Annotated in this window: 6 protein-coding genes and 2 pseudogenes; 4 read left to right on the forward strand and 4 right to left on the reverse strand. The window is 63.6% G+C overall.

Annotated features, from left to right (window positions below; all coding sequences use genetic code 11):
• A pseudogene (locus tag EN884_RS22105) lies at positions 1-438 on the forward strand (hypothetical protein); the annotation flags it as partial.
• 7 nt (positions 439-445) lie between these two features.
• On the opposite strand, the gene EN884_RS22110 reads toward EN884_RS22105, so the two are convergent.
• From EN884_RS22110 to EN884_RS22125, 4 genes are all read right to left on the reverse strand, one after another.
• Positions 446-1,423, reverse strand: a complete 978-nt coding sequence (locus EN884_RS22110) for a hypothetical protein (RefSeq protein ID WP_063169892.1) — start codon at positions 1,421-1,423, stop codon at positions 446-448.
• The gene (locus EN884_RS22115; RefSeq protein ID WP_063169891.1) at positions 1,420-1,854 is read right to left on the reverse strand and encodes a lasso peptide biosynthesis B2 protein; all 435 of its coding nucleotides are present in this window, start codon (positions 1,852-1,854) and stop codon (positions 1,420-1,422) included. The genes EN884_RS22110 and EN884_RS22115 overlap by 4 nt, the downstream gene beginning before the upstream one ends.
• Positions 1,854-2,141 (reverse strand): PqqD family protein, encoded by a 288-nt coding sequence (locus tag EN884_RS22120; protein ID WP_032898709.1) that lies wholly within the window; start codon positions 2,139-2,141, stop codon positions 1,854-1,856. Before EN884_RS22120 ends, EN884_RS22115 begins: the two co-directional genes overlap by 1 nt.
• Positions 2,142-2,582: 441 nt before the next feature.
• A complete protein-coding gene (locus EN884_RS22125) occupies positions 2,583-3,329 on the reverse strand; it encodes a DUF2259 domain-containing protein (RefSeq protein ID WP_244514258.1) in 747 nt (248 codons plus the stop codon).
• A gap of 209 nt (positions 3,330-3,538) precedes the next feature.
• On the opposite strand from EN884_RS22125, the gene EN884_RS22130 reads away from it, so the two are divergent.
• The 3 genes and pseudogenes from EN884_RS22130 to EN884_RS39715 form a co-directional block, all read left to right on the forward strand.
• Entirely contained in the window at positions 3,539-5,446 is a 1,908-nt protein-coding gene (locus EN884_RS22130) for a propionyl-CoA synthetase (RefSeq protein WP_063169890.1), read from the forward strand.
• Positions 5,447-5,558: 112 nt separating this feature from the next.
• Positions 5,559-5,831 carry an acyltransferase family protein gene (locus EN884_RS39710; RefSeq protein WP_245491967.1) on the forward strand — a complete coding sequence of 91 codons (273 nt, stop codon included), beginning with the start codon at positions 5,559-5,561 and terminating at the stop codon, positions 5,829-5,831.
• A pseudogene (locus EN884_RS39715) lies at positions 5,828-6,024 on the forward strand (acyltransferase); the annotation flags it as partial. The gene EN884_RS39710 and the pseudogene EN884_RS39715, both read left to right, overlap by 4 nt.

Consider the following 6,024-nt stretch of genomic DNA (forward strand, 5'->3'; position numbering starts at 1 on the left):
CCTTGCAGCACGTCCACGCAAAGCTGCAGGCGGTGGAATTTGTGGCCGCCGGCGGCTCTTCTAACGATCGCCATCGTGCACGCCGCCGGCGGCCACAAATTCCACCGCCTGCAGCTTTGCGTGGACGTGCTGCAAGGCGTGCGGGCGCTGCAATCACCCGAAGCGGAAGCACGCCTGTTCGACGCTGCCCGTATGACCGGCATCGAACTGGAGTTGGCAATCGTGCTCAATGTGACCGGCCAGCTGTTCGACGAGAGCCGCGCGCTCGAACTCGCCGGCCGCATCAAGCCCGACCTCTCCATACGGCTGGCCAGGCGGCTGATCACAACGAATACGCTGCTTGGCGTCAATTCCAGGGACAGACTGGGCTCGCGCCTGCGCCGCGACGCCTTCCGGTGGATTCAGAGATTGGCCAAGGCCAGGCCGCAAGTAGCCTGACTTGACGTCAATCCAGGGTGCCGCGGATCAGCGCCGCAGCGTCAGCCGGGCGCGCGCCTACTTCGAGCTGGAAGGTCGGCACCGCATTGACCAGCCCGGCGATGGTCGCCAGCCTGCGCTTCTGCATCGGCAGCAGCCCGGTCATGCCGGTGCGGACATTGTCGACTGCCAGCGCCACCATCGCGTCGGTCCTGGCCATGGCGACGAGCCGGGTCTGCCCGTCGGCGGAACGCGCCAGGTGCAGAAGCGCCGCCACCGGCCGGGCGGATGCGTTTTCCACCCGGATGATACCGCCCAACCGTTCTAACGAGACCGGCTGTTCGCCGTTGCGATCCCACGTCTGGCCAAGGCATGGCGCCACCTGCGGGATCATTTCGGCAGTCTTCCGGTGGATTTTGACGGCGCGCGGCAAGCCCCAGGCTACAACCTTGCCCGAAGCGACATTCAGGATCATGGCGTCGTCGGAGCAGAGGCCAAAGCCCTGTGTTGCCAGCGCCAGCGACGTCGTGGTCTTGCCGGTGCCGCTCGGGGCGTGGATCAGCACCACCGCATCGCGGTCAGGCAAGGTCAGCCCGGCCGTATGCAGCATATGCTGGCCACCGGCGTCGAGCGCGGCATCCAGGACCAACATCGACGGCGTCCAGGCGGCTTTCGTACCGGTGCTAATCCGGAGTTCGGCCCAACCTTCCCCACCATTGATCGCAACGGTTTGGCGCCCGGGAAAGACCAGATGGACAATGCCGCCATCCTCGATCATCCGGCAGGGACCATCCTCCGGCACCTCGCCATCGAAGACCAGGGATCCATTGGGTGTCTCGTCCAGCGTGTCTGTTTCGGTGATCTCAAGACGAAAGTCCGGCGCGACGGGTTCCCCTATGCGCAGGCTGCCCAGCATCCGGTCGAAATCCTGCCACAGCTCGGAGCGCTCGGCCGATATGCCAAGGATCAGGCCGTTGAGGCCATAGCAGGCTGAAGGTCTGGTCAAGCGGGACGCGCCTTTACGGCATCGGCATGATGACGATAGATCTCGACCATGCCGGGAAGCTTGTCGCTGACCACCGGCTTGCCGTCGAGGCAGACCCAGCAATGCGCCGATAGACGCTGCGCTTGCATCGACTGCGGTTCGACGCCGAAGCGCAGGTCCGGATCGAAGCCGGCTAGTCGCAGGAAACGATGACCGAGCAGACCTTCCCTCAAGCACCTGCGGTCACGCATCAGCCAGGGGTGGCGGACCGTGCGGTTGACGCTCTCGACGATGTAGGCGGACGGCAGACCGCGATAGGGCGTCGACGAGGCGAGCGGCGCCCATCTGAGCACCTCCTCGAAGCTCCGGTTGGTGACAAGGACCGGCATCAGCCGCGCGCTCGCCCAGAGATGGCAGCGAAAAAGAGCGCGCAGGAGCGGGCCGTCAGCCATCAAGCACCTGGCGCGGCGAGGATACCTTCCGAGATCAGATCCGTGGCCAGTGCCGCCATGTCCTGATCGAGCGTCCCCTTGTCGACCTCGAACTCCTCGCACAGCAGGTCGACGATCTGGTCGAGGTTGCGCGCGCCGTCCACCTTGTCGAGAAAGGCTTCGGTCGTGCCGTTGCATGTATAGAGCTGGCCGCTGCGCGCCAAAAGCACGACTGCGCCATCGCCCACATGCTGCACCGAGGCATCCTCGGCCAGCCGCAGAACGGTTCCAGAGACTATTTCCACCACGCCCCCTCCAAGCCATGCTCATCCCGGAAATCAGATAGCGCGGAGGTGGAGCGCTGTCTATCGGCCGATCACGGGAGCCCGGTGCACGGACCAACGGCCTTGCTGACAGATTCTCCGCGCCAGTCGCGTTAGAACCTGCTCGGTTGCGTCTTCCCGGCCGCATTCGGCCCAGAAATAGTTATCGATGAAACGTGACAAACAGCGGGCTGCCGGCAGCGGACGTTGCATTTCTTCCCCTAAGTAAGGTAAAACCTGCCTGGGTATTGGGGAGATAGCGTATGCGTTACAATTGGGAGCGAGCTCCGACGAGCTTCGAACGTCATAGAAAAGCGCTGGCGACAGCCATTTTGATCGCTGGCGGCATTGGCCTCATGCTTGTGGCCCTGCCGATCTAGAAACAACCTTCAGACAGATCGGCTGCCAGCGCTTGGGCGTGACCTCTCAGCGTGGCTCCCCGGTCACCGCGAGGAAGCGGCGATCGCGCCCCTCGAAACCCTGGCTGAAACGCTGCACCAGCACAACGATCACCGCCGGCTTGCCGGCCGGGGTAAGTTCGTAGGATTCCGACAGGCTGTAGGAGGTCGGGCAGTTTCTTGAGCCCGGCACGGTCTTGTCCTCGTGCAGGATCTTGAACGGCTTGCCGTCCTGGCCTTGCAGCGTCAGCCGGAAGCCGAGTGCCTTGCCAGATGTGTCGCGCTGCTCCGTCGTTGCGAAACTCGCCGAACAATCGCTCGTGCTGGCTGCCAGGATCTCGTCGAGCTGGATGGTCGAAACGCCCGTTTCGCCATGGAGCGGCGACAGCCATTTCTGCGACACCTGTTCGAGGCGGGAGATGTCGTTGTAGGCAACCATTTCACCCGGAAAGGTGAATTTGTCGGACGCTGTCTGCTCGGCTGGGGATGTGATTGCATAATGGGCGAGAATGGGCGCCGCCTGAGCGGCGGCCTGCGCCCTCGCCTGCTCCAGCGTCAGTGTCGCCTCCTCCGTCTCATCGACGACGAGGATCGGCTTACCGCCAACGAACCGATCCGTACGGGTATCGATGACGTCGATCTCAGACCAGCCGGAGTCCGAGGCGCCGGCGTCGAGCGTTCCATATTGCTCGAAGGCGAAATAAGCGCCATCCGGCGAAAAGCCGATGATGTGCCGTGCCGCGGCATCGCCGGCTTCAGCGGTTCCGGTGGACATAGCAAGTACGGCGCCCATGACCGATGATAGCGAAAAGCGCCCGATGATCCGCACAGCAGCAGACATCACCACCCCAGTCCCGTCTCGCAGTTCATAACTGCTTGCCCCCAAGCGCCAGGTCGATGCCGTCGTCACAATGGCGTGGATTTGCGGCCAAGGGTAGAGCGCGCTATCTGGAAGGAAGAAAAACATTTCCCGGGGAGGTATGGATGGCTTCACGCTATCACGAGGTCTATGAAGGCTGGAAACGCGATCCGGAACAATTCTGGGCGGATGCGGCCGGCGCCATCGACTGGTATTCGCCCTGGGACAAGGTGTTCGACGCCAATGCCGGTGTCTATGGCCGCTGGTTCACCGGCGCCACCTGCAACACCTGCTACAATGCCATCGACCGCCACGTCGCCGGCGGCCGCGCCGACCAGATCGCGCTGATCCATGACAGTGCGATTGCCGGAACCGTGAAAAAGTTCACTTATGCCGAGCTGAAGCGCGAGGTCGTCGCGCTGACTTCGGTGCTGAAGAACCGCGGCATCGGCAAGGGTGACCGCGTCATCATCTACATGCCGATGGTGGCCGAGGCGGCCATCGCCATGCTCGCCTGCGCCCGCATCGGCGCGGTGCATTCGGTGGTCTTCGGCGGCTTCGCCTCGCATGAGCTTGCCACCCGCATCGACGATGCCAGGCCGAAGCTGATCATTTCGGCATCCTGTGGCCTGGAGCCAGGCCGCGTCGTTGCCTACAAGCCGTTGCTCGACAAGGCGATCGAGATCTCCCGCCACAAGCCGGACGCCTGCCTGATCCTGCAGCGCGACCAGTTGCGCTGCGAGTTGAAGGAGCATTTCGACATCGACTACGCCGATGCCGTCGCCCGCGAACGGGCAGCGGGCGCCAATGTCGACTGCGTGCCGGTGCTTGCCACCGATCCGCTCTACATCATCTACACATCGGGCACGACCGGGCAGCCCAAGGGCATCGTGCGCGACAATGGCGGCCATATGGTCGCACTGAAATGGACGATGGAAAACGAGTTCGGCGTCAAGCCGGGCGAGGTGTTCTGGGCGGCATCCGATGTCGGCTGGGTGGTCGGCCATTCCTACATCGTCTACGGACCGCTGCTGCATGGCTGCACCAGCATCCTGTTCGAGGGCAAGCCTGTCGGCACGCCCGATGCCGGCACCTACTGGCGGGTGATAGCGGAGCATGGCGTGGTCGCGCTGTTCACCGCGCCGACCGCATTCCGCGCCATCAAGGGGCAGGACCCGAAGGGCGAGTTCATTGCCAAACACGACCTCTCGAAGTTCCGCACGCTGTTTCTTGCCGGCGAGCGCGCCGACCCGGAAACCATCAAATGGGCGGAGCAGAAGCTGAATGTGCCTGTGGTCGACCATTGGTGGCAGACAGAGACCGGCTCGCCGATGACGATCAATCCCGCCGGCCTTGGCCTGCTGCCGGTGAAATACGGCTCGCCCGGCGTGCCGATGCCCGGCTACGACATCCGCGTGCTCGACGATGCTGGCCATGAGGTGAAGCGCGGCACGCTGGGCAATGTGGTGATCAAACTGCCGCTGCCGGCCGGCTGCCTGCCAACGCTGTGGAATGCCGATCAACGGTTCCGCCAAGCCTATCTCGACGAGTTCCCCGGCTTCTACAAGACGGCGGATGCCGGCATGGTCGACGAGGACGGCTATCTCTACGTCATGGCCCGCACCGATGACATCATCAATGTCGCCGGCCACCGCCTGTCAACCGGCGCCATGGAAGAGGTGCTTTCGGCCCATCCCGATGTCGCCGAATGCGCGGTCATCGGCATTGCCGACGCCATGAAGGGCCAGGTTCCGCTGGGCTTCGTGGTGCTGAATGCGGGTGTGACCCGCGATATCGGCTCCATCGAGAACGAGGTGGTCGGCCTGGTGCGCGAACGCATCGGCCCGGTCGCCGCCTTCAAGACGGTGGTGACGATCAAGCGCCTGCCCAAGACGCGATCGGGCAAGATCCTGCGCGGCACCATGCAGAAGATCGCCGACAAGGAGGAATGGGCCATGCCGGCAACCATCGACGATCCGGTCATCCTCGACGAGATCACTGCGGCGCTGAAGGAACGTGGGATCGGCCTTTGAGCCACTGAAGGTGGGCCGCGGACGACCTTTTCGATCGGCAAGCAATACTTTTATTGTGCGACGCAGCAATGCACCCTAAAGTCGTTCGCGGGGGGCCATCGACAAAGGTCGCATGGCTCAGCAGAAGATTACATTTGGCGGCGTCGACATCCTGCGCTTTCTCGCCGCCGTCATGGTCATGGTCTACCACTATGGCTTCTGGGTGTGGGCGTATCCTGACGGTGTTTCGGCGCGCGCCACGGGCGGCGTTCCCCCGCAGCCGGCAATAGGCGCCTGGGTCGAATCCGGCTGGGTCGGCGTCCAGATCTTCTTCGTCATCAGCGGCTTCGTCATCGCCTTCAGCGCCGAAAGGTCGACACCCCTGCGGTTTTCGAAGCCAGGGTGAAACGGCTGGCGCCGGCCGTGTGGATCTGTGCGCCGGTCACTGCGGCGGTGCTTTTGATCGTCGGCCTCAGCTGGCCGACCGATGCCGTCGTCAGGCTCGTCCGCACCGGCCTGTTCGCCCCTTACGCGCCATGGGTGGACAGCGTCTACTGGACGCTCGGCATCGAGATCGCCTTCTATGCCGTCGTCTGGAC

This window comes from Mesorhizobium sp. M7A.F.Ca.AU.001.01.1.1 (genome assembly GCF_004022735.1).
In the GTDB taxonomy this organism is placed as follows: Bacteria; Pseudomonadota; Alphaproteobacteria; order Rhizobiales; family Rhizobiaceae; genus Mesorhizobium; species Mesorhizobium ciceri.